At 63.9% G+C, this 24,496-nt stretch carries 21 protein-coding genes; 6 read left to right on the top strand and 15 right to left on the bottom strand.

Translation table 11 applies throughout. From position 1 onward, the window contains the following. Nucleotides 1-357 precede the first annotated feature (357 nt). The 4 genes from J7E82_RS09735 to J7E82_RS09720 all read left to right on the top strand — a co-directional run bounded on the left by J7E82_RS09735 (nt 358) and on the right by J7E82_RS09720 (nt 6,073). Complete coding sequence (locus tag J7E82_RS09735; protein WP_214862400.1) at nt 358-2,886, top strand: alpha-L-arabinofuranosidase C-terminal domain-containing protein; 2,529 nt, start codon at nt 358-360, stop codon at nt 2,884-2,886. 138 nt (nt 2,887-3,024) lie between these two features. Beyond that, on the top strand, nt 3,025-3,372 hold the full coding sequence (locus J7E82_RS09730; RefSeq protein ID WP_214862399.1) for a metal-sensitive transcriptional regulator: 348 nt from the start codon (nt 3,025-3,027) through the stop codon (nt 3,370-3,372). Nucleotides 3,373-3,421: 49 nt separating this feature from the next. Further along, nucleotides 3,422-3,664, top strand: coding sequence for a heavy-metal-associated domain-containing protein (locus J7E82_RS09725; RefSeq protein ID WP_251041696.1), 243 nt, complete (start codon nt 3,422-3,424; stop codon nt 3,662-3,664). Between the two features lie 9 nt (nt 3,665-3,673). Then, nucleotides 3,674-6,073, top strand: coding sequence for a cation-translocating P-type ATPase (locus J7E82_RS09720; RefSeq protein ID WP_214862397.1), 2,400 nt, complete (start codon nt 3,674-3,676; stop codon nt 6,071-6,073). Between the two features lie 75 nt (nt 6,074-6,148). Here the strand turns inward: J7E82_RS09720 and J7E82_RS09715 are convergent, their stop codons facing one another. Then, a complete protein-coding gene (locus J7E82_RS09715) occupies nt 6,149-6,421 on the bottom strand; it encodes a DUF2277 domain-containing protein (protein ID WP_214862396.1) in 273 nt (90 codons plus the stop codon). Nucleotides 6,422-6,745: 324 nt separating this feature from the next. On the opposite strand from J7E82_RS09715, the gene J7E82_RS09710 reads away from it, so the two are divergent. Continuing rightward, nucleotides 6,746-7,009, top strand: a complete 264-nt coding sequence (locus J7E82_RS09710; RefSeq protein ID WP_214862395.1) for a WXG100 family type VII secretion target — start codon at nt 6,746-6,748, stop codon at nt 7,007-7,009. Nucleotides 7,010-7,154: 145 nt separating this feature from the next. On the opposite strand, the gene J7E82_RS09705 is transcribed toward J7E82_RS09710, so the two are convergent. The 3 genes from J7E82_RS09705 to J7E82_RS09695 form a co-directional block, all read right to left on the bottom strand. Further along, nucleotides 7,155-9,521, bottom strand: a complete 2,367-nt coding sequence (locus J7E82_RS09705) for a chromosome segregation ATPase (protein WP_214862394.1) — start codon at nt 9,519-9,521, stop codon at nt 7,155-7,157. 234 nt (nt 9,522-9,755) lie between these two features. Continuing rightward, a complete protein-coding gene (locus tag J7E82_RS09700; RefSeq protein WP_214862445.1) occupies nt 9,756-10,856 on the bottom strand; it encodes an AI-2E family transporter in 1,101 nt (366 codons plus the stop codon). Nucleotides 10,857-11,094: 238 nt separating this feature from the next. After that, a complete protein-coding gene (locus J7E82_RS09695; RefSeq protein ID WP_214862393.1) occupies nt 11,095-12,159 on the bottom strand; it encodes a DMT family transporter in 1,065 nt (354 codons plus the stop codon). Nucleotides 12,160-12,230: 71 nt separating this feature from the next. On the opposite strand from J7E82_RS09695, the gene J7E82_RS09690 reads away from it, so the two are divergent. Then, nucleotides 12,231-12,785: a CGNR zinc finger domain-containing protein gene (locus tag J7E82_RS09690; RefSeq protein ID WP_214862392.1), complete on the top strand. Its 555-nt coding sequence runs from the start codon at nt 12,231-12,233 to the stop codon at nt 12,783-12,785. Nucleotides 12,786-12,841: 56 nt separating this feature from the next. On the opposite strand, the gene rfaE2 is transcribed toward J7E82_RS09690, so the two are convergent. The 11 genes from rfaE2 to J7E82_RS09635 all read right to left on the bottom strand — a co-directional run bounded on the left by rfaE2 (nt 12,842) and on the right by J7E82_RS09635 (nt 24,370). Next, nucleotides 12,842-14,431, bottom strand: coding sequence for a D-glycero-beta-D-manno-heptose 1-phosphate adenylyltransferase (rfaE2, locus tag J7E82_RS09685; RefSeq protein ID WP_214862391.1), 1,590 nt, complete (start codon nt 14,429-14,431; stop codon nt 12,842-12,844). A gap of 256 nt (nt 14,432-14,687) precedes the next feature. Next, the gene (locus J7E82_RS09680) at nt 14,688-15,527 is read right to left on the bottom strand and encodes an SDR family oxidoreductase (protein ID WP_214862390.1); all 840 of its coding nucleotides are present in this window, start codon (nt 15,525-15,527) and stop codon (nt 14,688-14,690) included. Nucleotides 15,528-15,577: 50 nt separating this feature from the next. Then, the gene (locus J7E82_RS09675; protein ID WP_214862389.1) at nt 15,578-16,969 is read right to left on the bottom strand and encodes a PfkB family carbohydrate kinase; all 1,392 of its coding nucleotides are present in this window, start codon (nt 16,967-16,969) and stop codon (nt 15,578-15,580) included. Further along, nucleotides 16,966-17,607, bottom strand: a complete 642-nt coding sequence (locus J7E82_RS09670; RefSeq protein WP_214862388.1) for an SIS domain-containing protein — start codon at nt 17,605-17,607, stop codon at nt 16,966-16,968. The genes J7E82_RS09675 and J7E82_RS09670 overlap by 4 nt, the downstream gene beginning before the upstream one ends. Then, the gene (locus tag J7E82_RS09665; protein ID WP_214862387.1) at nt 17,604-18,911 is read right to left on the bottom strand and encodes a glycosyltransferase; all 1,308 of its coding nucleotides are present in this window, start codon (nt 18,909-18,911) and stop codon (nt 17,604-17,606) included. The genes J7E82_RS09670 and J7E82_RS09665 overlap by 4 nt, the downstream gene beginning before the upstream one ends. A 34-nt stretch (nt 18,912-18,945) precedes the next feature. Next, nucleotides 18,946-19,899 carry a glycosyltransferase gene (locus J7E82_RS09660; protein ID WP_214862386.1) on the bottom strand — a complete coding sequence of 318 codons (954 nt, stop codon included), beginning with the start codon at nt 19,897-19,899 and terminating at the stop codon, nt 18,946-18,948. Further along, entirely contained in the window at nt 19,896-20,966 is a 1,071-nt protein-coding gene (locus tag J7E82_RS09655) for a glycosyltransferase family 9 protein (RefSeq protein WP_214862444.1), read from the bottom strand. Before J7E82_RS09655 ends, J7E82_RS09660 begins: the two co-directional genes overlap by 4 nt. An 89-nt stretch (nt 20,967-21,055) precedes the next feature. Next, nucleotides 21,056-21,661 carry an HAD-IIIA family hydrolase gene (locus tag J7E82_RS09650; protein WP_214862385.1) on the bottom strand — a complete coding sequence of 202 codons (606 nt, stop codon included), beginning with the start codon at nt 21,659-21,661 and terminating at the stop codon, nt 21,056-21,058. A 357-nt stretch (nt 21,662-22,018) separates the two neighbouring features. Continuing rightward, complete coding sequence (locus J7E82_RS09645) at nt 22,019-22,390, bottom strand: hypothetical protein (protein WP_214862384.1); 372 nt, start codon at nt 22,388-22,390, stop codon at nt 22,019-22,021. Between the two features lie 78 nt (nt 22,391-22,468). Beyond that, nucleotides 22,469-23,020, bottom strand: a complete 552-nt coding sequence (locus tag J7E82_RS09640; protein ID WP_214862383.1) for a hypothetical protein — start codon at nt 23,018-23,020, stop codon at nt 22,469-22,471. 9 nt (nt 23,021-23,029) lie between these two features. Then, the gene (locus tag J7E82_RS09635; protein ID WP_214862382.1) at nt 23,030-24,370 is read right to left on the bottom strand and encodes an MATE family efflux transporter; all 1,341 of its coding nucleotides are present in this window, start codon (nt 24,368-24,370) and stop codon (nt 23,030-23,032) included. Nucleotides 24,371-24,496: the final 126 nt, after the last annotated feature.

Here is a 24,496-nt window from a genome sequence, read left to right as displayed (position 1 = left end):
CGAAGGGACAATTCAGCAGCTGACAGCATTTCGTCACGACGAGCAGGAATTGTGACGATGACGTCCAATGGGCTGTTGGGATGAGACATAACAGACTTTCTTGAAGAAGTGCCGGCGGTGGAAGAAACCGGATTGTGATCGCTAACACCCCTATCCAGAAAGAAGTATGGATCACATTTGAAAGCGACGCAACCGTCAGTTCGGCCCGGCGCGCCGCTTTACAAGTGAGAGTCAGGTACGGATACTGAGAGCGGATTGTGACCGCTAACACCCCGAATCGCAATGGTCCGGCACTAGGACCTTCGGGCGAGTCCCCATGCACTCGAGCCCCTTCAACGGAGAAAGGTCCTTCCTTTCATGCACACCAAATCCCGACAACTACCGGCCCGGCGCGCCGGCACCCTGGCACTTGCTGGCTGTGTGGCTGCGGCAACATTGACGCTCCAGCCACTCAACGCGTCAGCGGCACCCTTGGATCGAACCATCACCGTGAACCTGGACCAGAAGGGCCCGGACATTGCATCAACGATGTACGGAGGCTTCTACGAAGACATCAATCAGGGTGCTGACGGGGGCATCTACGCTGAGCTCATCCAGAACCGTTCCTTCGAATTCAACTCCGGCGACAATCGGAGTTTCACGCCCCTGACGGCGTGGGAGGTTCTTCAACGAGGAAGCACGGGAACGGCACGAGTCGTCAATGACGATGAGCGGCTCAATGAAAACAACCGCAACTACCTTCAGGTGGACGCCACTGCGGCAGGCGTCGGAGCCGGCGTCGGAGTCCGCAACAGCGGCTGGAATGGAGGGCAGAACCTGGAAAAGGGCAGGAAGTACGACTATTCCGTCTGGGCGCGCACTTCCAACCCCGGTGGCACCACCCTCGCGGTCTCACTGGAAACCGCGGAGGGAAGTACTCTCGACTCGACCTCCATCAAGGTCAAAAGTGACACCTGGACCAAATACACGGTCACGCTCAGCCCCAAGTCCTCAGCACAGTTGGGCCGGGTAGTGACCCTCGCCCAAGGCACGGGAACCGCCCGAATGGACATGATCTCCCTCTTCCCGCAGGACACCTGGAACGGCCGTCCCAACGGACTCCGTAGGGACATCGCCGAGAAAGTCGCAGACCTCAACCCGGGCTTCCTCCGCTTCCCCGGGGGCTGCATCGTCAATACCGGAAGCTACGACTCCTACTCGGCGCCGAATTACACGCGGGCCCGCACCTACCAATGGAAAGAGACCATCGGACCCGTTGAACAGCGTCCGGCCAACAGGAACTTCTGGGGCTACAACCAGACGTACGGCCTGGGCTACATGGAGTATTTCCAGTGGGCCGAGGATCTTGGCGCCGTCCCCGTGCCGGTCGTCCCGGTCGGGGTCACGGGCTGCGGCGACAACAAGATGACTCCGGACCAGGCGACGCTGGACCGTTACATCCAGGACACCCTTGACCTCATCGAGTTTGCCAACGGTGACGGCAGCACCGAGTGGGGCGCCAAGCGCATCGAGTACGGCCATCCCGCCCCCTACAACCTCACCAGGATCGGCCTCGGAAACGAGGAGTACAAGCCGGAGTTCAAGGCGTACTTCACCCAGTTCTACAACGCTGTCCGCGCTGCCCATCCCGAGATCGAAATCATCGGGAACACCGGGCCGTTCAGCCAGGGGCCCGAATTCGAAGACCTCTCCCGCTTCAACGCCGCCGTCGGCGTCGACTACGTCGACGAGCACTACTACAACGATCCTTCGTGGTTCCTGAACAACAACCACCGCTACGATTCCTACGACCGTAACAGCTACAAGATGTTCCTCGGGGAGTACGCTTCGCGTGGCAACAAGCCCGCAAACGCCCTGGCCGAAGCCTCCTACATGACTGGTCTTGAGCGAAACGCAGACGTCGTACAAATGGCTTCCTATGCGCCGCTGATCGCGAATGAGGCCAACGTCCAATGGCGGCCCGACATGATCTTCTTCAACGGAAATTCCGTCAGCACAACGCCCAACTATGAAGTACAGAAGCTGTTCATGAACAACGTGGGCAACTCCGTTGTTCCTACCACTCAAACCAACCCGGTCCAGGTCGCTCCCATTTCGGGCAGCATCGGCCTGTCCACTTGGGCGACCGCGGCAAAGTACGACGACGTCCAGGTCACCGGAGCAGACGGCACTGGCTTGTTCGCTGACGATTTCTCAGGCACGGCCGGTGCATGGACGGGAAACGGAACCGGCAGCTGGTCCATTCACGATGGCGCGTACGTCCAGTCCAGCTCCACGGCTCTCAACACCCTGGTTACGGCAGGAAACCCGGAGTGGAGCAACTACACCTTCCAGACCAAGGCAACCAAGCTCTCCGGCTCTGAGGGCTTCCTCATCGCTTTCGGCGTCAAGGACACCGGAAACTACTACTGGTGGAACCTCGGCGGCTGGAACAACACCCGCTCCGCTGTTGAAAAGGCCGTTAACGGAGCCAAGTCCAATCTGCTCGAGAAGGCCGGGAGGATCGAAACCGGCAAGCAGTACGACATTCGCATCGAGGTCAGCGGGCGCACCGTCAAGCTCTATCTCGACGGCACGCTGTGGGGCTCATTCACCGACGAGAAGTCGGACCCCGCCTACTCCGTGGCCACGAAGGACGCAAAGACGGGCGAGACCGTTGTCAAGGTGGTCAACGCCCAGGCCGAGCCGGCCGACGTCGGAATTAATGTCAACGGTGCAGCCGTTAGCCCGAATGCCGCGGTGACTACCCTCACGCCTACAGCAGACGGACAGAATATGACGTCCACAGCCTCTACCTTTGGTGGAGCCGGCACCAGCTTTAACTACAGATTCGAACCCAATTCAGTGACGTTCATCCGCCTTGCTCCTGCCGGAGACAAGCACTGAAAATAGCGTCTACTAATTCATAGGCTCCACCAAAATCTGGAGCTTCGGGCGCCCGGCCTTCCCGTCGGGCGCCCTTTTTTGGCCAATACCCCTAGGGGGTACTTGACTGATACCCCTAGGGGGTATTACTTTAGGTTCATGAACGGAATGGAAGACGCACTTCTGGCGCATCACACGCCCGCTGCTGACGCGAGCCATGGATACACCTCAAACAAGGACGCCTACCTGCGCAGGCTCAAGCGGATCGAAGGGCAGGTCCGCGGCATCGCCCGCATGGTGGAGGAGGACAAGTACTGCATCGACATCCTCACCCAAGTGGCCGCAGTGAACAAGGCCCTGCACGCCGTGAGCCTTGGCCTTATGGAGGAACACATTGGCCACTGCGTCATTGGGGCGGCGTCCGAGCCGGATGCCGTTGTCCGCGCCGAACAGCTCGACTTCAAGGTCAAGGAGGCCACCGATGCCATCGGCAGACTGCTGCGGTAACACCGCCGGATCCCACCACTTCATCAGACTCACCACAAAGGAGCACATCATGGGCCAGAACACTTCCACCATCAAGACCAACGTCAGCGTTGCCGGTATGACCTGCGGACACTGCGTGTCTTCGGTGAGCGAGGAACTCGAGGCCCTTACCGGCGTGGAGAACGTCGACGTCGACCTCAACTCAGGTGGAGTCTCCACCGTGACCATCACGTCCACGAAGGAACTGTCTCCCGCGGAAATCGGCGAAGCCGTCGCCGAAGCCGGCTACCTGGTTGTTGCCAACGAAGCCTAGGAGGCCAGGGTGAGCAGCAGCGAAACGCTCCACCAGCCAGATACCAGGATCATCGAGCTCGACATCGAGGGCATGACCTGCGCCTCCTGCGTGAACAGGGTCGAAAGAAAGCTCGGCAAACTGGAGGGAGTTGAGGCCACAGTAAACCTCCCCCTCGAATCCGCCCACGTCACAGTCCCGGCAGACATCACAGACCAACAAATAGTAGACACGGTAAACGGAACGGGCTACAAGGCCCGCGTCCGCGAGTCCACCAACAAGCACCCCCACCCGGTCCCGACAATCTCGCCCACCGAAGCAGACGCCCACCACCAGGTCTCGACAAGCTCGACCAGCGGAACCTCGGTGGCCGACGTGTCCGACGACGCCGGTGAGGAGCGGACGGAACCAGACGCCCCGGAACACGAGGACCACGTCGCCCATGGTCCAGCCGCCAGGCTCCTGCTCCCCCGGCTGATTGTCGCCGCGATCCTCACGGTTCCGGTCTTCGCGATGTCGATGGTCCCGGCGTTCCAGTTCGCGCACTGGGGCTGGGTTGCGGCACTGCTGGCGCTACCCGTGGTGAGCTGGGCTGCGTGGCCCTTCCACAGGGCCGCGGCCATCAACGCCCGTCACTTGGCGTCCACCATGGACACTTTGGTGTCCCTTGGAGTTCTCGCGGCTTACGCCTTCTCCGCCTGGCAGCTGATCGCCGATCCCCTCATGACGGAACATCCCGGCATGGAGGGCATGGATGGAATGGGCGGGGGACTCTACTTCGAAGTGGCCGCCGTCGTCACCACGTTCCTGCTGCTGGGGCGGTACCTTGAGGCCAACGCCAAGCAGAAGGCGGGCAACGCCCTCAAAGCACTCCTAAGCCTCGGAGCCAAGGATGCGACCATCCTGCGTGACGGCGTCGAGCACAAGATTCCGGCAGGCCTGCTTGAAGTGGGCGACGTCTTCGTGGTCCGGCCCGGCGAGAAGATCGCCACCGATGGCGTGGTCCTTCACGGCGCGTCCGCCGTCGATGCCTCCCTCATAACGGGTGAGTCCGTGCCCGTGGAAGTTGGACCGGACAGCCCGGTCACGGGCGCAACCATCAACACTTCGGGCCGGCTGCTGGTGCGCGCAACGCGGGTCGGTTCGGACACCACACTGGCTCAAATCGGACGGCTGGTCAGCCAGGCACAGACAGGGAAGGCTCCCATCGCTAGGCTCGCCGACCGCATCAGTGCCGTCTTCGTGCCCGTGGTGCTGGTCATCGCGCTCCTCACCTTCGTCACCTGGCTGGTCGTTACCGGCGACCTCAACGCATCCTTCACCGCCGGTGTTGCCGTGCTGGTGATCGCCTGCCCCTGCGCCCTTGGCCTGGCCACCCCCGTAGGGTTGCTCACCGGGACCGGTCGCGGAGCCCAGCTGGGCATCCTGATCAAGGGCCCTCAGGTCCTCGAGGATACCCGCACCGTGGACACCATCCTGCTGGACAAGACCGGCACAGTGACTACTGGGAAGCTTGCCGTGACACGTCCCGTCTCTGTCTCTGAGCTGTCGGAAGACATCCTGTTGGTGCTGGCGGGGTCCGTCGAATCGGCGTCAGAACATCCGATTGCGCACGCAATCGCCGCCGCAGCCAAGGGCGTAATGCCCGACGCCGGCGCGCTGCCCGCCGTCGAGGACTTCCGTTCCGCTCCCGGAGGCGGAGTTCGCGGCAAGGTTGCGTTGGACGGCGCTGTGCGCACTGTTGTGGTCGGGCGGCAGGGTTGGCTTGAAGAAAACGGAATCATGCCGGCTGCCGACCAGCAGAAGGCTTTCGACTCAGAGGAAGCGGCCGGCGCCACCGCTATCTGGGTAGCCGTGGACGGCGAAGCAGCGGGGATCGTGAGCCTCCGGGATACCCTCAAACCTGATTCCGCCGCCGCCATCGCCGCACTCAAGGAGCTTGGCATTCGTCCCATGCTGCTGACTGGCGATAATGCCGCCGTTGCCGCCCAAGTAGCGGCCGCCGTCGGAATTCCTGCAGGCGACGTGTTCGCGGGAGTCCTGCCGGAAGGGAAAGTGGAAGCGGTTCGGAAGCTCCAGGCTCAAGGTGCCACCGTGGCCATGGCGGGCGACGGCGTCAATGATGCTGCCGCCCTGGCCCAGGCGGATCTGGGGATCGCGATGGGCTCGGGCACGGACGTGGCTATAGAGGCGTCGGATCTGACCGTCATGGGCAGCGAACTCCGGCAATTGGTGCAAGCCATCCGGCTGTCACGGAAGACCCTAGCCACCATCAAGATGAACCTGTTCTGGGCCTTCTTCTACAACGCAATCGGCATCCCCATCGCAGCCCTGGGCCTGCTCAACCCCATGATTGCAGGCGCGGCGATGGCGGCGAGCTCGGTGCTGGTAGTCGCAAACTCGCTGCGGCTGCGGGCGTTCGGGAAGTGAATCCCCCACCCAACTGAATCGCACTTGTTGTCGTTATCCGGCCTGAAAACGACAACAACTGCCAGTTACTTGGGCCTACGCGGTACCAAACCGGACAGCCGCCCGGGCCTTGGCCTTGGCGGCTTCTTCGTCCCTGTTTCGGGCAGGTGCGTGGGAGGTCAGGTGGTCCAGGAGGTGCTGGGTGATGTGGGCTATCTCGTGGACAGCCTCCTCGAAGATCTCCTCGTTCGCCTTCGAGGGCTTGGTGCTGCCGCTGATCTTGCGCACGTATTGCAGGGCGGCAGCCTCCACCTCAGCGGACGTGGCGCGCGGCTCGAAATTATGCAAGGTTCGGATATTGCGGCACATGTTAATCACTCTAGGACGAGCGCCCCTACCCGTCGACGGTATAGGGCCGGCCTGGGCGTCGGATTCTGCCGGATCATTCGCCTTCGCACACGAGCCCGGTCCGGAACGGCGGGACCAGACCGGGCCATGGAAGGTTTAATCGAGCAGAATCAGGCGCCCGTCCGGAAGGCGGACAGCGGATGGGGAGTCCTGCATGGGGAGGCGTGCCCATCGACGGTCTGTCGATCGCAGGGATAGCTTGGTGTCACTGGAACTTCCGGATGAGCCGGAGGCCGCTGGGGATGCCGAAGGGTTCGGGTCCGTGACAATCGAAGGAGTTATCTGATGGCTATTTGGGGTGCAGACATTGCGCAGCTGAAGAACCTGGGCACCAAGCTGCAGGCCGGTTCGAACGAGATCGAGAACCAGCGCAACACGCTGAACAAAGTCCTGGCCGCCACGGACTGGAAGGGTCCGGACGCTGACAAGTTCCGCAACGAGTGGCAGGGCCAGCACATGACGGCGCTGAACAAGGTGGCCCAGGCCCTCCAGGAAGCCGGAAAGCGCGCCACGCAGAACGCTGCCGAGCAGGAGCAGGCCTCCCGCTAAAGCGAGTGACTCAAACAGGACGAGGGACCGGGCGCATGCGCCCGGTCCCTTCCTTATGTCCCCCGCGAGACACTTATGCCCCAAAAAGCCGGCCCAGTCCGGCTTGCGAGAGGTATGGCAGCCCGATCCGAGGATCGGGCCCACGTCACGCCACACACCCACCCAGGGCGATAGTGCCGTCGATGGCTTGGATCTGCTTCTGGACCGTTCCGAGCTGCTCCTGAAGGGTCAGGACTGTGGCTTTCTGCGCAGTGATGGCATCCTTGTTGGCATTCTTCTGCCCCCCAAGGCCGCGTAGAGTGATTTGTGCCGCTGTGAGCTGCGCATCCAGTGAGGCTACCTGCGCCTGCAGGCTGCTCAAGGCGGCTTCCGCTGCGCTGATATCGCCATTCAGCTTATCCAGTTGATCCTTCAGCGGGGCAACCCTGCCCTGGAGGGAAAGGACCTCGGCTTCCTTGGCCGCAATTTGGGCGTTGAGCCCCGTTAGCGTGGCCACGAGGGAGTCCATCTCCGCGTTCAAGGCGACTATCTCAGCCTTCTTGGTGGCCACTGCATTATCTGCCGCGGCCAGTGCATCCTGGAGGGCAGGGAGTTCGGCCTTGAACGCCGCGATCTCCGCCTTCTTGGCCTCAACGTCCTGATTGGCTCCGGCCAGCTTCGCTTCCGCGCCAACCAATTCGCTGCGCAACCCGTCCAGTGCCAGCTTCTGGGCGGAGATGGCGGCTTCAGCTTCAGCAACTCCTTGGGTGAGGCCAGGAAGGGCTGCTTCAAGATCCGCGACCACCTTTGCCTGTGCCGAGACGGCATCCTGCGCGGAAACGACATTGGCCTGCAGTCCGGGAAGCTGACTGTGGAGGTCCGACAACTCGCCTTGCTTCGCCGTAACAGCGGCGTTCGCGTCAGCCACCGCAGATTGGAGCGCTGGAAGTTGCCCCTGCAGGCCTATGATTTCGCTTTCTTTGGTGGCGACGGCGGCATTGGCCTCTGTCAGTGCAGCTTGCAGCGGCGCGGCCTGCTGTTGCAGGGCGCTGCTTTGCTGCTGCTTGGCAAGGAGTTGGGAGTTGAGGGTATTAACTTGGCCTTGGAGCGTCGTCAGTTGACCAGAGAGCCCTTCGATTTGAGCGTTCTTGTCCGTGATCTGCGTGTTCACTCCATTAAGTACAAGCTGCTTGGCGTCCCGCTCCTCGATTAGGTCCCGCTTCTTGTTCGAATTGCCCTTAATTCCGTCAATGCTTGTGGTCAATGCGTCAATCTGGGCCACCAGCATTGCCTTTTGCCTTTCCAACGCCGCGAGTTCTGTCTGCGCCGTCTGAAGCTGTTCCTGCTTCACCCTAATCTTCGAGTTCAAACCAGAGATCGTGGATTCCAGTCCGGCGATGCCCCGAGCAAGTTCATCAATCGCCGCCGCATTTGCAGCAACGGCGTCGGCTGCCTTCGCGGCGGCGGCTTGAAGTACCAGGAGCTCTGCCTGGGCTTGCGTGACCTGCGAGGTCTTGGCGGCCAAGGCTCCCGCCGCATCGTCCGCGGCGATCTGCAGGGCGGCCAGCTCGCCCTGGGCCTTAGCTACCTCGCCTTCCTTGGCAGTCAGGTCAGCAACCGCCTGATCAGCCGCGCCCTCCAGTCTGGCAAGAGTGGCCTTTGCATTACGTACGGCTGCCACCTGGGCATCGAGCACCGCTTTCGCCGTGTTCCCTTCGGCAGTGAGGCGCACAAGCTCCGTCTCCGCGTCATTCACGGCCTTTGTGGCAGCGACCACTGCCGCAGCGGCAGCAGCGGCCACTCCCTCAAGCGTCGAAAGTTCACCTTCGGCTGCCGCGATCTGGCCATTCTTGGCTGTCAGCGCGTCAGCTGCAGTTTTCGCAACAGCGTCCAACCCCGCCAACTCTGTCTCAGCAGCACCGATGCGTCCCTCGAGTGCGGCAATGTCGCCCTGTACGCCGTCAGCTTCTGCTTTGAGTTGGGCAGCCGTAGTCTGTGCCGTGGCGAGCTCAGCCAGCAGCGGCGTGAGCTTGCTTTGGACGCCGTCGCGCTCAGCCTGCAGATTGGCCAGCTGGGCGGCTGTGGCAGCAGCCTCGGATTCAGTAGAGGCCTTCAAGGCCTCAAGCGCTGCAAGGGACTTGCTCGTCGTCGCGAGGTCGCTGGTGAGCTGCAACTCTTCCGCGTCAAGGGCGGCAATTGCCGTGTCTGCCGAGGCGATTTCGACCTGCAACGAGGCCGCACTTGCCTCCAGTGCCGATTTCTCGGCCTGGAGCTTCGCGATGAGCTCGGCGTTCTTCCGGGCGGCTGCCTTGAGAAGGTTCTCCTGGACAGTGCCCCGGTGTGCAGTTTGGCTCACCACCCCGGTGCAGATTCCCGACGCCGTTGGAGTGGGCGCGGCCATAGCCGGCGGAGTGAACACCAGCATTCCGGTAATGATGCCAGGAACGACGACGGCGCCGGCCAGCCGACGTGTCAGTCGCCACGGCCTGTCGCCGGACGGTGGCAGGGCAGAAGAAAGTAGTGCGTTGCGCATTGAGACCCCCAGTAATGAGATGCGTAACAGCAGTCGCCGTCGACCGCCGCGGAAATCAAACGTACTGGGAGTGGCATACCGTGGGCACGAGTAGTTCGTACTCTATTTTCGGCGGTGACTACTCGTCTTTTGGCGAAAGATTCCGCCCAAGCTACTTGGATTGTTGCCCGAAGCCGCTGCCAACGTGGCCCCAAATCCTGCCGTTGGCGTACCACCGAGCGGAATGGAGTACAGCTATGTGGGCTGCGTGTGTGCAGGCGGAAGGTCCGGATTCATGGGTTCAAGCCGGGGGTCTTCGGCCGTCCAGACCTGGATGATGGCCCAGACCACCGCCGCCAGTGGAACGGAGAGGACCGCCCCCACAATGCCGGCAAGGATGGTTCCGGCCGTCAGTGCCATGAGGATCACCAGGGCATGGAGCTGGAGGGACTTCCCCATGACAACTGGTTGCAGGAGGTCGCCTTCCAGCTGGTTCACAGCAATCACCACGATGACGACGATCAGCGCAACAACGGGCCCCTTGGCTACGAGGGCGACCAGCGCAGCCAGGATGCCTGCCACAGTGGCCCCCACCAAGGGAATATACGCGCCGAGGAATACGATCATGGCCAGCGGAAAGGCCAGTGGAACCTGCAAGATCAGCAAGGCAGCACCGATGGCCACGGTATCGACCAAGGCAACGATGGTGGTGCCGCGTACGTACCCGCCCAGCACTTCCATTGTCCGGGTCCCCACCCGCCGCAGCTTGAGCTCTTTGGCTCCGCTGAAGGGCCTCAGCAGGAAATTCCAGATCTTGGCGCCGTCCTTGAGCAAAAAGAATAGGATGACGGCCATGAGGCTGGCGCCGGCCAGGAATTCCGTGGCCAGGGACAGTCCGGACAATGCGCCGGAGCGGGCCTGGGAGCTTGTGGCGAAGTCGATAACGCCCTGCCGGGCCTGGTTGAGCTGCTCCTGGTCGATAGGGAACGGCCCTGTCAGGAGGAAGGACTGCAGCTCGTCCAGGCCTTCGGATGCCTGCGCTACAAGCTCGTCCCACTGGTTGCGCACGGACATCACGATCACGGTCACCGCAAGGGCAAGGAGCGCGAGGATGCTTAGGAAGGCCACGCCGGTGGCGAGCGCGCCGGGTACGCCGCGACGCCTCAACAGGTTCACGAATGGGCCGATGGCCGCGGCCAGGATCAGGGCAATGAGCACTGGAATCACCAGCAGCCGGATCTGGAGGAGTCCGTAAACCGCCACGCTGGCGAGGGCAAGAATCAGCAGGACCTGGGCGCATCTGATGGATGTTCGGCCAAGGCCCGTGGCCCACAAGTTTGGTGGTGGCGTGGCCATATTGGGTGGAGCTGTTGTGCCCGGGGTTGTGCTGCGGTCGGTCGCCGGGATGGGGGCCGCTGGAGGAGTCGACGGCCTGGATTCAAAGAATTCCAGGGCCCGGGAAATTATGGACTTTTTGGCCATCCGTGCACTCCTTCGCTCACGCGGCAAGGTCCCGAACACGCTGCGGCAGACTGCGTTACCGCTTGCTGCGAGTCTATCCGGGACTCATCGCCACCGCGTAGACGTGGCTCGGCTAGGGAACGGGCTCGACGTCGTTCGCGTGGTCCAGCTCGGCACTCACACCAGAGCCCGTGCCCTGCGGCCCGGACACGGCGGCGGGAACACCGCCGTCGGGCATCTTTGCGAGCACCACCTCGGTGCGCGCCGCGCGCAGCTCATCTACACGGACCAGCACGACGCCGGCGACGATCAGCACGCCGCCAAGGAGCTGTATGGTCCCCGGAAGCTCACCGAGCAGCAGCCATGCCCAGACGACGGCGAACAACACCTCGGTAAGCGACACGAAGGAAGCCACCTTTGAACCGAGGGCGCGGGCGGCCATGACCCCTGCCACATAGGAAAGGACGGTGGACATGATCACCAGGCCCGCGAGGGAAACCCACCACGGTGCCACCCACGGTCCTAGCCTGGCGTCCGCGACCGTAAAGGCCATCGGCAACAGTCCTGTCACAGCCACGAGCCACATCACCGCAGCCCCCACCATCAATCCGCAGGACGCGAGCACGATTGGCGGCAGGGTGTCGTTCTCTTTGGCTGTAATAAAGAAGTAGATGGCCAGGCAGACAGCGGCCGCCATACCCCATAAGACGCCGATGAAGTCCACCTTCACGGAACCAGTGAGGTCCAGTACCAGCACAAGGCCGCCGAGGGAGAGCAGGGTACCCGCGATAGTCAGTATCCGGGGCCGGCGCCTGCTTGCCAGCCAGAGCCACAGCACAATCAGCACGGGGGCGAGATATTCGAGCAGGAGTGCCACACCCACGGAAAGCCGGGCGACGGCGTTGAAGAAGAAGAGCTGGCAGGCCGCTACGCCGATCAGTCCGAATAGCGCGATGGTCAGCCAGTTGTCCTTGAGCTGGTGCCACCTGCCTCGAAGTGCGAGGACTGCAGGGATGGCCAGAATCAGGGCTGCGCCAGTCAGGCGGGCCGCCACCGCGGAACCGGGAGTCCAGCCCGCCTCCAGCAGGGCCTTCCCAAAGGACCCGGACATACCAAACACGGCCGAAGAGAAAAGGGCGATGCCCAATCCCGAACCCAAGAATCCTGCCGTCCCAGCGGGCCTCGTTGCAGCTGACACAGCAGCCTCCTGTCAGGAGTAAAGTTGCGTAATGGTCCTGACAGTACTCCCCAATCCCGTAAGGAGTCAAAGTGCTCTTTGCCCCTGACACTGAGGTGGCCCTCCGCACCGTGGTCAACCTGATCAACACGGCTGCCAATGGCAGCGATACCCTGACCACCCTGGATCAGCTGGACGCCTTCCTGGAGGCCGAACAGTTCTCCGGTTCGCGCACGCGCACAGAGGCGGAATTGGACAGCATCAGGAAGCTCCGTAGCGAGTTGGCCGCCGTGTGGCTGGCCGATGAGGGAACTGCGGCAATGGCGGTCAACCGGCTGCTGGCGGAGGCCCATGCACTCCCCCAACTCGTGAAGCATGATCAATGGGACTGGCACCTGCATGCCACGCCGCCCGAGGCGCCGCTGGTGGATCGCATGGGAACGGAAGCGGCCATGGCCATCGTGGACGTGATCCGCAGCAAAGAACTCGAGCGGCTCCGTGTATGCGACGCCGAGGACTGCGACGCCGCTGTCCTGGACCTCAGCCGGAACCGCTCCAAGCGCTACTGCGATACCGGCAACTGCGCCAACAGGGCTCACGTGGCCGCCTACCGCGCACGGAAAGCGGCAGGCGAACTCGCGAGCTAAGCTGCCGACCGAAACCCACGAGATTCCTGAAGACCCAGAACCCTAGAGGCTGGGCTCTAGAGGCTGGTCTGGATCCTGCCCACGACTGCCGACGTCGAATGGTCCGGCACGTAGTCCAGGATGGCCACCCGGCCGCCGCACTCCTCTACGACGGGTGCCTCTGCCAGGCTTCCGGCGTCGTAGTCCCCGCCCTTGGCATAGACATCCGGCCGCAGCGACTCGATCAAGGGAATGGGCGTGTCCGAGTCGAACACCGTCACGTAGTCCACACAGCCCAGGGATGCGAGCAATGCTGTGCGATCGGTGACGGGATTGATTGGCCGTCCAGGACCTTTGAGCCTGCGCGTGGAGTCATCGCCGTTCACTGCCACCACCAGGATGTCGCCCAGGCCCTTTGCCTGGTTGAGGTAGCTCGTGTGGCCGCGGTGGAGGACATCGAAGACGCCGTTGGTCAGCACGATTCTGAGTCCCTGCCTGCGCGCCTCGGCAACCTCCCTGAGCAGCCGAGCGGAGTCAACCACCTTCCGGGGAGTGTCACCGAGATGCTCGGCGAGGTCGGCCGTCGAACATACCGCGGTTCCCGGGCGGTGGACCGCTACGTCGGCCGCCATCTGGGCAAGGTCCGCGCAGAGCGGCAACGGCAGGCCGCTAGCGCGGGCTACCGTGAGTGCTGCCACGAAGGTGTCCCCTCCGCCGCTGGCCTGCTTGTTCGGCACCGGGTGGGCCCATGTTCGGTGGCTCTGGCCCACGCGGTGGCTCAGGTCTGTCCGGCTCAAACCATTTTGAGCGTCAGAACCTTCACCGCCCTCAACCAGCACGGTCCCGTCCCTGTCCAGGGTCACCACGAGGTTCCTCGCGCCAGTGCGGGCAAGGATTTTTGGGGCAACGGCCAGCACCCATTCGTCGCGACGGTAAGGGTCGACGGCGGGGACGCCCGCCAATCCGGCAGCCTCGCTGGCATTGGGAGTGATCAGGTCCGGTTCCAGCGCTGCCCAACGGGAGGCGTCATGGGCGTCAACCACGTAGAACGGCTGGTGTGGAGCCCACCCCCGGAGCTCCCCCGCCAACCAGAGGGGAAGCAGTTCCTGGCCGTAATCACACACGATCACTGCATCGGCGCCGGCCACTGCCTGGCGGACGACGGCGGCGAGTCGCTCCTGGGCTTCGGCGACCTTCGCCGCAGCCGCGCCGCCCGCCTGGCCGCGCTGGCCGTCGTCGAACCTTAACAGCAGCTGTTCGTCACTCGTCAGGCGGGTCTTGGTTTCGGTCCGACCGCCGGACATGGCCAGGACACCACGCGTGTCCACTCCAGCCTGGGCGAGGAGGTTGCGAAGCAGCCGGCCGTCGTGGTCGTCTCCGACAAGCCCGAACAGCGAAACCTCAGCGCCCATGGCCGCAAGGTTCACAGCCGTGTTTGCGCCGCCGCCGGGGCTGTACTCACGCGACCTGACATCGAAAACTGGAACAGGAGCTTCCCGGCAGAGGCGATCGATGCTGCCGGACCACCAGCCGTCCAGGATCAGTTCCCCCAGAACCACTATGCGCGGCCGGCAGTCGGCGATATCCCCGGGGAGCAGCGGATCCAGGGATCGTCTCTCCTGAATCCGCCGGCGGGCATCAAGGCCCGTCACCTCAAGGGCGTCCATGGATGGCAGCCTCCTCTCGTGCTGCTTGAGCGCGGGTTGCGCTGTTTACTGCTCCGAACATTGCTAGCTCCGCCTCGCCCGCCCCTGAACGGCGTGGTGTCCGCCGGGGCCGGTGGACCAAATGCCCATTGTCCGCCGCTCTTTGGGACAGGGAAAATGAACGGTATCGCCGTGGTGATGCTTGCTGTGCGGGCGGCGTTTCATCGGAAACTGCGTACGGGGGCCTCTCACGGTTACTCCAAGGATTCCAGCCCCGTCACGGCCACGAGTCTTCGGCACTCGGGCACACCAGCAGTTCCCTGATCTCACAGCCCTTGGGTTGCCCGAGGGCAAAAATCACGGAATCAGCGACCCGTGCGGGGTCATTGAGGAGGCTGGGGTCGGCCGGCTTGTACTTCTCCTCGCGACTGTCGAAGAAGGCTGTGTTCATGCCGCCGGGAATGAGCGTGGTAACTCCGATTTCCCCCCGAGTTTCCGCCGCGAGCGCCCTGCTGAAACCGATCACGCCGAACTTGGAGGCACAGTAGGCCGTGGCTTCCGGCAGCGCCCGGAGCCCGAGCGTGGACGCCACAGTGACCACCCTCCCGTTCGGCGCTTCCTTAAGCCAGGGCATTGCTGCGCGGATGACGGCGGCCGTACCCAGCAGGTTCACTCCGATGACCTTGTTCCAGTCGTCGGCCGCCACTTGGTCCAGCCGGCCGCACCGGTCGATGCCAGCCGCCGTCACGACGGCGTCGATGCCGCCGAAAACCTCGGCAGCCGCCGCGATGACGTCGGGTACTGCCTGGCTGTCGGAGACGTCCAGTGCAAAGCCTGCTGTCCGCTCGGCGTCCAAGCCAGGGCTGTTCCGGGCGGGTTCGCCGCCCGAGAGGCCAGCGGATGCGCCCGCCGGGGCGCCGCCCTCGGAGGCATGACCGGCAAAGGCCCCCACCGCCGTCGGAATGCGGGATGTTTCGTTCGCTACGGAGAGGTCCAGCACCACAGCGTTTCCGCCAGCGGCGAGAACGCCCTGCACGACGGCGGCGCCAAGCCCGGAGGCGCCTCCCGTCACAAGAACTGTCTTTCCGGCGAGGTTTCCTTGGGTTTCGGGGTTCATGTGTGTCCTTCCTGTTTCCGTTGGTATTGGACGTCTTTGCAGCCAGTGTCCTAGCCGATCTTTTCCAGGACGGCGGCCAGTTTGGTGGTGGACCGTGCCGGGTGGTGGGGCAAGGTGATGGTCCGGCCGCCCCACTGCTCCAGCAGCTCCGATTCCGGTAGCCGGGTGCCGGCGTAGTCTCCACCCTTGATCCAAAGGTGCGGCCTGAGTTCGGCCAGGATCCGCTCCGGCGTATCCTCGTCAAACACCGCGACGGCGTCGACGCACTTCAGCGCCATGAGCAGTTCAACCCTGTCATTCAGTGAGATCACCGGCCGGTCAGGGCCCTTTAGCCGCCGGACCGAATCATCGGAGTTCAGGCAAACGATCAGGCAGTCGCCCAGCTTCCTGGCCGCTTCGAGCGTGCGGACATGCCCTGCGTGGACCAGGTCGAAGCAGCCGCCCGTCGCCACTACCGTCCCCTGCTGCGCCCGAACCCTTCGCGCCAGGTCCGCGGCCGACAGCCCGAATTCATCGCTCATAGCCTCCGGCTCCTCCGGATAGCTGCTGTGGGCTACACCCCCGAGGCTCAGGAAGTGCGCGGCTTCCTCCACCGCAGCCTGCACGGCCGCCGGGAGCGCTTCATGGGCGGCGAGCCTGAGTGCCAGCGAAGCCGCAAACCTGTCGCCGGCTCCGCAGGGGTCGTCCACCACCGTGCGTGGGGCCGGGAGCACCTGCGGAACGCTCGGGGAACCGGCGGGCAGGCCCTGTGCAGGCTGCTCAAGCAGCAGTGCGCCCATTCCGCCCAGGGTGACCACCACGGAACTACTGACCCAACGCTCCATGAGCCGCTCAGCCGCGGCGGCCGCCGACGTCGTGCCTCTAGCGGGGATCCCGCTGAACTTTGCGGCTTCCGAGGCATTGGGGGTTACCGCCGCGACCCCCGGAACCGGAGTAGTGCCGGACGGGTGCGGATCCCAGACAATAGGAATCCGGGGCGCCAGCTGCTCCAGCCGTGAACGCAGGAGCGCATTGCGGGTGATCCCCCGCCCGTAGTCGGCCACCACGATCGCATCAACGCTGTCCAGCGAATAGAGCATTTCCTCGGAGAACTCCGGCACGGGGACAATCCGGCACCCCGTATCGATCCTCACGACTGCCTGCCCCGATGCGCGGACCCTGGTCTTGACCGGGGTGGGCCCAAGGAGCGGCGCCGCCGTGATGGACACGCCTGCTAGGGCGGCCCGGATTTTGCCGGCCCATTCATCCGTGGAAAGGGCCGTGATGAGTTGGACCTCTTCGCCGTCCTCGGCCAGCATGGACGCCACCAGTCCGGCACCCCCGGGGCGGTGAACTGTTTCCTGGACGTCCACTACCGGCACCGGCGCATCCGGTGACAGCCGGTCGGCGTCGCCGAACATATCAACGTCGAGCAGGACATCCCCTACAACTGCGATTTTCATGGCTTTCCTGCCAGCCTTTCCACTGCAGCGTCGAAGCATTCACAGAGCGCGTGAAGGGCGATCAGGTGCGCCTCCTGGACGTTCGGGGACGGCGCATTGATACAGATCACGTCATCGACGACGGCGGCGAGCGGGTTGGGTGCCGCCCCCGTCAGTGCCCAACTGGTAGCCCCGGCCTCCCGAGCGGCCTTCGCGGCTTCGAGGAGGTTGGGGCTCCGTCCGCTGGTTGTCAGCAGCAGGAGGATGTCTCCCTCGCGGATATGCCCTGTGACCTGGCGGGCGAAGACGTTGTCATAGCCGTAATCGTTGCCGATCGCAGTGATGGCCGAAGAGTCACCGTGCAGAGCGATAGCGGAAAACGGACGCCTCTCCCCGGCATAGCGACCCAGCAGTTCCGCCGTGAAATGTTGGACTTCGGCTGCGGATCCGCCGTTGCCCGCCGCCAGGATGCGATGTCCATCAATGAGGCGGCGGGCCAGTTCATCCCCCCAATTTGCAAGCCTTGATGACTCCCGGCGCAGTGAGGCGACGGCCGGAGCTACCTGGAAGAGGTGCTCGAGGACGATATCCACTCCGTAGGGAGCCTCGGTTGCGGGGGCGCGCCGGCCCCGGTACGGCCTCCTGTCAATGGTCCTCATTGCGCCCAGCTCCTTCCAAAGCCGCTGCCGTCTGAGCGCACCACGCGCCTTCGCACCGCTTCCAAGGCTTCGGTGCGCTTGCTTTCCCGGCCCATCATCAGCTCATAAATGCGTTCGGTATCCGCCGCGATGCGCTCCCAGGTGTAGCGGCTGCGCACTCGGCTTACCCCTGCCCTGCCGAACGACCTAAGGATGTTAGGTTGCGGAAGAAGCTCTGCCAGGGCTTGCGCCAGCGCATCGGGGTCCTTGGGTGGAACATGCAGCCCGGTGACTCCGTCAGTCACGGTGTCGACCAGCCCGCCCACGGCGGAGGCGATAACGGGAATCCCGCAGCCCATGGCTTCCAAGGGCACAATCCCGAACGGCTCATACCAGGGTGTGCAGACCACGACGTCGGCGCTCCTCAGCACCGCGGGCATGCGTTCCCGTGGAACCTGGCCTATGAACTTGACGTGGGACGAGACGCCGACGTCGGAAGCCAGGCTGCTTAGGCGCCTGACCTCGGCATCGTCGCCGAGTGCTTCGGCTCCTGAGCCTCCGCCCACCACCCACAATTCGGTGTCGGCGACGCCCAGCTCCTTCAGGGTTGCAAGGGCCTGAATGATGGTGTCCATGCCCTTCCGGGGAACCAGGCGTCCCACAGTGACGATCCGATACCGTGACGTCCTTGTCTCGGCGCGACCCCTGGGCGTGAACATCCCGGTATCGACCCCGCACGGGACGATTGAGATGCGGGAACGGTCGACGCCGAGGCTCTTTAGCTCGAAGGCCTCGTCCGTGCAGGTGGCAATGACCCGGTCCGCTGCCCGCCCTACCCAGGGCTCCATCCATTCCCGTTCCTCGGGGCTGGTGTCCTTGATTCCCTGATGCCGCCGCTTCACGCTCCCCAGGGCGTGGAACGTTTGCGCCATTCGCGGCGGTTCTGCTAGGTCCAGGGATAACTGCTGGACAGCGTCAATACTTGCGACGCCGGACATCCAGAAATGCCCGTGCACCACGTCCGGGGCGTCATGTCTCCAGGATGCGGTGATGCCGTCGGCCAGCGCGGGAATGAAGGGGAGGAGCTCGTCCTTCGGGATGAGCTCGGGAGGACCGGCCGATATATTGACGATGTCGTAGCCTTCCGCCACCGTGACCCGCTCCGGGAGCTCCCGGTCATCCTTCCGGGTGTAGACGGCTACCTCGTGTCCCCGTGCCGCGAGCGCCTTGGCCAGTTCGGCCACATGGACATTCTGGCCGCCGGCATCCACACCTCCGATCGCCGCCAGTGGACTGGCGTGTTCCGAAACCATGGAAATCTTCATTCTGCTCTCCCTTCACGTGCCGCTACACCTCAGGTCACTGCCCCAACATCAGGTCCCATCGATGCAGGAACTGCTCCAGTCCGTACTTCTCCAAGGCGACACTGCGTGCGGCCCGTCCACAGTCAGCAGCCAGGTCCGGATCGGCGATGAACCGTCCGGCCGCTGCTGTGAGTTCCCCCAAATCATTGGAGACAACGCCCGCCTCCGGCGGCACCGCCCGGCCGGCCTCGGTGGCGGCCACCACCACCACCGGCATCGCCAGGAACATGGCCTCCAGCAGCGACAATCCCAGCGATGTCCACCTTGCCGTGTGGATGTATGCCCTGTTGGCAGCGAGCTGCTTGTGCACGTCCGCGGTGGGCAGGTCGCCCTTCCAGGTCAGCCTGCCCGCGGGGAGTCCCAGCTTTTCCTGGACGCCGGCGCCATCGATTCCAAAGAGCTCCAGCGGAGCAACCCCGGCAAAGTCCGGCAGGAGGTCGGTGCCCGTGATGCGCCAGCGGCGCAGGGGTTCGTTGATCATGGCGCCCAACGAGTCCTGGTCCCCCGTGTAGAGGGGACCGGGGTCCGGGATACCGTGGTCGATCACTGTTGTCCGGGCGCGGCCGTTGTCCCAAAAGAGCCTGTTGAAGTGCGTGACATGGACTATGGGGATCTCCCGCTGGTCCGCCAAGGGATGAAGGGTGTTCACGGCATCCGGTTTTGGCGTGTTGTGTTCAAGGTAGAAGGCGGCCACGTCCCGTCCCGGTCGCCTGTGCATCAGTTTCGCGACTGCTCCGACTTCCTCGGGGCGTTGCAGGATCACTGCGTCCACCTCAGCGTCGGAGAGTTTGTTGAGCGGGATATCGCGAACACTGTCCGGCCAGTTCCGTCCGGCCCTGCCCAACCCCCAAGGTCCGCCTTCGGGTGTGACGGGAAGCAGGTATTCGTGTTGTCCGCGCACAAACGCGTCGGTCCAGCCGCCGTGGACATGCCAAAGGAGGATTCTCATGTGATCGCCCCCGTTCGTCGTCCGGCAGCCGCAGCCACAGCGGTTTCAGCCAGGGTGCGGCCGGTCGCTGCGGCGAGCCGATAGACGGCGTCCACCACGTCTCCGGGAGTCACCGAGCTGAGGCAGGGATGCCCGGGTACGGGGCATTCCCGGGCGCGCGTCATGGCACAGGTAGCCGATTGATCCCCAAGCAGTTCGAGGGCAACGCCGTAGGGTGCCCAGCTTTCGGCCGCGGTTACCGGAGAGAACAGGCAGACCACCGGGGTCTGCAGGGCGGCAGCCAGATGGGCGGGGCCCGTGTTTCCGGTGATGAGTACCGAGGCGCCCGCGATTATGTGGACAAGGCCGGCGACGTCGGTTGTCCCGGCCAGATTCCGGGCAAGTCCCCCGCCGGAGACGAACGAGCACAATTCGGCTTCCTCCGCTCCGCCCGTCACGAAAACCTCATGGCCGGCGTCGACCAACTGCCGGACACACTCGGCATAATGGCTCGCGGGCCAGGTCCTGGCGGGTGCGTCGGCGCCCGGGTGAACCACGATGTACCCGCCCGGGACTGTTCCTTCGGGCGTTGTCCCTGGGACTATTTCAGTCCTGGCGGGCAAGCGAACCGCGAGCTTGCCGTCGTCGTCGTCGGGCAGTTCAAAGCCCGCCGCGCGGACAACTGCAAGGTTCCGTTCCGGCTCGGGAATCAACCCGGGAACGTCGACGTCCGGTCGCACCCGGACGTCCAGGAGCGTGCCGGGATAGTCCTCCGAGATTGCCGCGATGTGGCGTACGCCCGCCAGGCGGAGCACCAAGGCGGTGGGCAGGGACGACTGATGGAAGGAAGTCAGGATAACTGCCCGCGCGGGTGCGGGGTCCAGGAGCTGCAGCAGCTCAGCCACCATAGCCCAGGTGGCGTCGGGAGCAGGGTTGGCAATCCACGGGCAGTCCCACACGAGCACCCTGTCCACTCCTGGAAGAAGCTCGGCCGCTGCTTGTCCCCTGGGTCCGCACAACATGGTCACGCTCCGAGCGCCATATGCCACGGCGCGGACGGCGGGCCCGGTCATCAGCATGTCGCCCATGCTGTCCAAGCGGACGATCAGGACGTCTTCGCGGGAGTTCCGATTGGGGCTCTCTTTTCCCAGGTGGTCTTTGCTCAGGATGTCTTTCCTCAAGGTGCCACCCGCTTGCGGCCCGCGTCCTGGAATTCCCGCCCTTCGGAATCCGGCGCGGGGTGCTGGTACTCCCCCAATAGCAGTGCCAGCACCTCGTGAAGATCGGTGGCAACCTCCTCCGCGGACTCCGCTTCCTCCCGGAGGGTTTCCGCCGTAGGGACAAGGATGCCTCGGGCGCCGGCCGCGCGTGCAGCCTCGACGTCGGCTCCTATGTCACCCACCACCGTCACGTCCTTCGGGTTGAGACCAAGGTTGGAGGCGGCATCGAGGATCATCCCCGGCTTGGGCTTCCTGCAGGCGCAGCCATCCTCCTCAATGTGCGGACAGTGCTTCCAGACATCAAAGGGGCCCAGGAGCCGGTCGACACGATCATTGACGGCAGCCACTGCGTCGCGAGTGAGCAGGCCTCGGGCAATTCCCGACTGGTTGCTGACCACTCCGAGCTTGAACCCGTGTGCCCTCAGTGTGGAAACCAGGGCACGGGCACCAGGCATTGGCACCACTCGGTCGGGAAGCCCGTTGTAGGGGACATTCACGATCAGCGTTCCGTCCCTGTCGAACAGAACACCCCGACTTGGTGCCTGCTTGGTTTGCTTCGTCATAGTCTCTCCAGAATCTGAGTCACACCCTGAATATTAAGAAGTATACTTATCTTTTCGAGAAGAAGCTCGAGCCTGTTCTCCGAAGAGCGTGTCCCGGCCCGCGAAAAGGTGGCCTGCGATTCGACGGAAAACCGCGTAATTACTGGGCAAACGACGGGTCTCGGAGGATTTGCGAGAGGAAAAATCCAGCATCACGACCTCCGAGCACAATGAGCTAAAGTGGTCGTGCCAACTGCCTGACACAGTTACAGAGAAGCAGAAGCAAGGAGGAGAAGCAATACTTCTCCTCGATTCCCCCTATCGCCCCAATCGTCCGGGATAGCGGGCATTCCGGCGTCGTTTTGGCTCCGCTGGGGGTCAGCGGGCCGCCGGATCCTCGGGCTCATCGGATGGGAAACCGCCGGAGGAAGTGCCTCCGTGGCCGGGTCCGCCATGACCTGTGCTGGGCTTCCGGGAGCTCAGGTTCACTCCGGAGCCTTTGCCAAGGTGGTCGGCGTTTTCCTTGTGGCTCATGGACAGCATGGCCGCGATCACCAGGCTGACGATGAACGCAATGCCGGCGCCAGTGAACGCGAGGTCGAAGCGCGGTGCGCGGGCGCTTCCTCCAGAAGCAAAAATCAGCACGGCCAAAAATGCCAGTACGCCCCAGAAGGCGGAGAACATGAGCGGGCCCTTCACCGAGGTCCGCAGCTTGCGCGGGGCTCCTGGTTCCTGGTTTGCCACAGTCATTCCTCCAATAGTGGCGGGCCATTCAGGGGTGTCCGCCGTTGAAAAGTTCTACAAGCAGTAGAACGTGCGACTACTAGTTTACGGCCTCGCAGCCGCGACCCGCCCATCATGCCGCAGGGTCAGGCCAGAGAGCATCCAGAGCACCCCGGAAATAATGGCTCCGCCGCCCGCCACCCCAAGCAAGGCATGGGCGCCTAGTCCCACAAAGAACGGAAGCGCCGCAGCGGTTCCGATGCCGATCACGCCCGACACCAGCCAGTCCCTGGCCAGAATATGGCGGCGGCGAGACCTGATTCCCAGCACGAGCTCCCCCACGCCAAGCACAAAAAGGCCAAGGGACGCGGAGGCAGCAACGGCTGCGTCGGACTGGAAAATCAGCGCAGCCACGCCCGCCACCCCCACCACGGCCGGAATCACGACGGCGACGGTCCTGGTGAGGAAAACGGCAGCCGCTGTTCCGAGCAGGTAGAGTCCGACTGCCCAGGCAAGGACCTGCACTGATGGCTGCGCCCAGAAGATGGTCACGGCGCCGAACACTGCGGCGACTGCGGCCCGCAGCAATACCGGTTTCCATAGCCCCGCCTTGGCGGCAGGGACGGGTTCGGGCGCTGGAACGGCGGGGAGAGTCACCCGTCCAGTTTAGTGCGAACCGAGGACCATCCACTTGTCCGTTCGGGCACGAAGGCCCAGCGTGACTCCCCGGGCCAGCATGTACCCCAGCGAGAACGCCACCCAGAGCCACACAAGTCCGGAGACGCCGTCGGGCCTGGTCAGGTGTACCGCAACAAGCAGCGGCAGGTAAACCGCAAGGTTTACGACGCCGGCAATCGCCAGATACTTCCCGTCACCCGCGCCGATCAGCACTCCGTCAAGCACGAAGACGTACCCCGCCAGGGGCTGGCCCACAGCCAACACCCACAGGGCCGGTGTGAGGGCCGACTGGATGCCGGCATCAGACGTGAACAGCAGCCCCGCCCATGGAGCCGCGATAGCCAGCAGCACACCCGTAACGACCCCAAAGCCGGCACCCCAGCGGATCATGATGCGGGTCAGCTCCCTGGCCCGCTGTGCATTGGCGGCGCCCAGCTCTTTGCCGATCAGGGCCTGGGCGGCGATGGCGAGGGCGTCGAGGGCGAAGGCGAGAAGCGAAAAGATGGCCATGGCCAGCTGGTGGGCCGCGAGGTTCACGGCACCCTGGGCAGTGACCACGAGCACCGTGACGAGGATGGCAAGGCGGAGGCTAAGCGTCCGCAGCATCAGCCAGGAGCCCACCTTGGTCATGGAGCGAATGCCGCGCCAGTTCGGGCGGAGCGGGACGCCAAGCCGCCGCGCATTGCGGGCCACCATCACCAGGTACACCGCTGCCATGGCCCACTGCGCAATGCTTGTCCCAATCGCCGAGCCTGCCACGGAGAGGTTCATGCCGTAGACCAGGAACCAGTTCAGGGCGATGTTGAGGGCGAAACCTGCCGTGGCAACCACCAGCGGTGTGCGGGTGTCCTGCAATCCACGCAGCACGCCGGTCCCCGCAAACACCAGCAGCATAGCCTCCAGTCCAGGCATGGACCAGCGAAGGTAGTCGACGGCGAAGGTGCGGACCTCGCCGACGGCGCCGGTGAGGCCCACCAGGGGTTCCGCGGCGGCTGTTCCGGCGAGAGCAAGCGCAACTCCCAGGAGCAGTGCCAGCCAGACGCCGTCGCGCCCTGCCGCCATTGCCTTGGCGAGCTGGCCCTCGCCAATGGCACGTGCGACGGCGGGCGTCGTCGAATAGGCAAGGAAGACCATGAGCCCGACGGCGGTGTGCAGCACTGCGGAGGCGAGTCCGACGCCGGCCAGCTGGGACACGCCAAGGTGACCGACGATAGCCGAATCCGCCAGCAGGAAGAGCGGCTCGGCGATCAGGGCACCGAACGCCGGGACGGCGAGGCGCAGGATCTGCCGGGCGTGACTGCGGGGCGGTCGGAGAGCGGTGGATGGCACGAGTCAAGGGTAGCTGTCAGTTGGATTGGATTGATTGAGTAGGACGTAACACTTGGTTGACACGTCAACAAATTTCAGGGAGAGTTTTAGATGAAGTTTCAACTAAGCGGCACCGGCCGCGGGCTT

Origin of the sequence: Arthrobacter sp. ISL-30 (assembly GCF_018613855.1) — a bacterium.
Classification (GTDB): Bacteria; Actinomycetota; Actinomycetes; order Actinomycetales; family Micrococcaceae; genus Arthrobacter.
The sequence above is the reverse complement of the archived record's forward strand: the minus strand, read 5'-3'. Positions and strand labels throughout refer to the sequence as shown.